Raw genomic sequence first — 1703 nt, forward strand, 5'->3', positions numbered from 1 at the left:
ATTCTCCATCACCGCCCCGCTACGCCGGGCCATCGCGACCTGCCCCGAGGAAGCGTGGGGGCCGGCATTGAACCCGTCGGGCGACATCCGCGACGGGGCCGAGGTTGCCGAACTGACCGGATTCCTCGCCCCCGGGCTGCTCGCCAAGTGGCCGGCGGGGATGCGAGTCATCGTCCGCCGCGAACGGCCCCACCCGGGCGCCCAGCTATCGATGTTCGAGGAGATCGACGGGTGGCGCTACCAGGCGTTCGTCACCAACACCGCCACCGGCCAGCTCCAATTCCTCGAGGCCAGGCACCGGGCTCACGCCCGAGTGGAGGACCGGATCCGACACGCCAAAGACACCGGGCTCGGCCGGCTTCCCTCCCGGGAGTTCGCCCTCAACCAGGCGTGGCTGGTGGCGGTGATGCTCGCCGCTGACCTCGTGGCCTGGACTCGGATGCTGGCCTGCACCGGCGACGCCGCAGTCCTGGCCTTGTGCGAGCCCAAAGCGCTGCGCTACCGCTTCCTCCACGCCGCGGCCCGACTGGCCCGCAGCGGCCGACGACGAAGAGTGAAAATCCCCGAAACGTGGCCCTGGGCGGTCGCTATCGTCGCCGTGTTCAGCACGATCGCCGCGATCCCCAAACCCGCCTGACCTCACCTGCCCGCCCACGACAGCACCACCCGGAGACCCGCCACCGGCAGCGCCAGCCGGCGCTCCCGCACGCCCATGGACGCAATCGCACCCACCGTCACCCGGCAGAAGCCGTCCTCACACTCCATGAATCAGCGGGGCTAGTGGGCGGGCGGTCATGGCGTCACGTCGATTGCGTCGTGGATTGCGTCGGCGAGTTGCCGGGCGATCCGTTCGTTGAGGTACAGGTAGCGGTCTCCGAACTGCAGGCGTACTCCATCGGTGGCGGGTGCGAGTTTCAGTTCGATGGGCTGGTGAGGGACGCGCAGGCGGGCGTAGAAGGTGCCCGTCATGGTGTCTCCTTTACTTCGGCGGCGTCGACCAGGGCGTCTGCGAGCAGTACGGCCTCTCGGTCGGTCATCCGGAATGTCTCGCGGTTCAGCTTCATGACCACTTGGGTGTCGCTGCGGTAGACGTGCGCGGATACGTCGATCTGGGGGCGGATCACTTGGACTCCTTCGAGGGGGTGCGGACTGGTCGGCCGCGGTGGTCGTAGGCGATGCCGGCCCACACGCCGACGCGGTGGTTGGGTCGCATGTTCTGGGCTACGCCGTGGCAGGCGTTGAGAACCGGGCAGGTGCCGCACACCATGCGGGCGAGGTCGACCCGGTCGGCGTAGTCGGGTTGGGTCTCGTCGTCGGCGCGGGGGTCGAACAGGTGGTGCTCTCCGGTGCAGGCGGCGCCCTCGAGGCGGTGGTCGACAATGTCGGCGAGCATATTTGCCAGTGGGTTCACGGCTTGCCCCCGTTCGCGTGGGACTCAACTTCGGCGATGCCGGCGTCGGTGAGCTTGCTGGCGTACACCTTCACCGCGGCCTCGTGGAACAGGTCGAGTGAGTGCTGTGCTTGGGTGAGGTCGTTCATCGTGGCGGAGTGCAGCGACACTCCGGCCCACTCGGTCAGGGTGGCGTCGAGGCGGTCGAGGTCGTCGGAACTCATCTCGTCAGCGACCAGGGGCCACAGTGGTCGGTTGTCACGCATCGGGACAGCCCCCGTCCGGTTCGACCGGTTCGACCGGTTCGTCCGGT

At 68.4% G+C, this 1703-nt stretch carries 5 protein-coding genes; 1 reads left to right on the top strand and 4 read right to left on the bottom strand.

The annotated features are described in order from the left end of the window. The coding region (locus G6028_RS12710; protein ID WP_182659089.1) for a transposase at positions 1-637 on the top strand (637 nt) is incomplete at its 5' end. A 155-nt stretch (positions 638-792) separates the two neighbouring features. Here the strand turns inward: G6028_RS12710 and G6028_RS12715 are convergent. The 4 genes from G6028_RS12715 to G6028_RS12730 form a co-directional block, all read right to left on the bottom strand. After that, positions 793-969, bottom strand: coding sequence for a hypothetical protein (locus G6028_RS12715; protein WP_182659090.1), 177 nt, complete (start codon positions 967-969; stop codon positions 793-795). Continuing rightward, entirely contained in the window at positions 966-1124 is a 159-nt protein-coding gene (locus tag G6028_RS12720) for a hypothetical protein (protein WP_182659091.1), read from the bottom strand. The genes G6028_RS12715 and G6028_RS12720 overlap by 4 nt, the downstream gene beginning before the upstream one ends. Then, positions 1121-1393 carry a WhiB family transcriptional regulator gene (locus G6028_RS12725; protein WP_182659092.1) on the bottom strand — a complete coding sequence of 91 codons (273 nt, stop codon included), beginning with the start codon at positions 1391-1393 and terminating at the stop codon, positions 1121-1123. The genes G6028_RS12720 and G6028_RS12725 overlap by 4 nt, the downstream gene beginning before the upstream one ends. 14 nt (positions 1394-1407) lie before the next feature. Next, positions 1408-1703: hypothetical protein (locus G6028_RS12730; protein WP_206685752.1), on the bottom strand; the 296-nt coding region annotated here is incomplete at its 5' end.

The sequence above is a fragment of the Dietzia cercidiphylli genome (assembly GCF_014145145.1).
Lineage (GTDB): Bacteria > Actinomycetota > Actinomycetes > Mycobacteriales > Mycobacteriaceae > Dietzia > Dietzia natronolimnaea.

What these genes read in the sequence shown, in the direction of transcription:
- G6028_RS12715 (WP_182659090.1), bottom strand. Translation starts at nt 969, where the DNA reads ATGACGGGCACCTTCTACGCCCGCCTGCGCGTCCCTCACCAGCCCATC.
- G6028_RS12725 (WP_182659092.1), bottom strand. Translation starts at nt 1,393, where the DNA reads ATGCTCGCCGACATTGTCGACCACCGCCTCGAGGGCGCCGCCTGCACC.